Here is a 269-nt window from a genome sequence, read left to right as displayed (position 1 = left end):
GATCTTCGCCTTTTCCGCAGCTTCCTTGAGGCGCTGCAGGGCAAGCTTGTCGTTCTTCAGGTCGATGCCCTGATCCTTCTTGAACTCATTGGCAAGATATTCGACGAGACGCATGTCGAAGTCTTCACCACCGAGGAAGGTGTCGCCGTTGGTCGACTTCACTTCGAAGACGCCGTCGCCGATTTCGAGAACCGAGATATCGAAGGTACCGCCACCCAAGTCGTAAACGGCAATCGTCTTACCGTCCTTCTTGTCGAGACCGTAGGCGA

At 54.6% G+C, this 269-nt stretch carries 1 protein-coding gene; it reads right to left on the bottom strand.

All coding sequences use genetic code 11. The annotated features are described in order from the left end of the window. On the bottom strand, positions 1–269 hold a 269-nt coding region (locus tag SB764_RS40625), incomplete at both ends, for an Hsp70 family protein (RefSeq protein ID WP_410866847.1).

Origin of the sequence: Paraburkholderia sp. SIMBA_027, assembly GCF_046535315.1 — a bacterium.
GTDB classification, from domain to species: Bacteria; Pseudomonadota; Gammaproteobacteria; order Burkholderiales; family Burkholderiaceae; genus Paraburkholderia; species Paraburkholderia tropica.
Note: the sequence above shows the minus strand (reverse complement) of the source record. Positions and strands in the feature narration are given on the sequence as shown.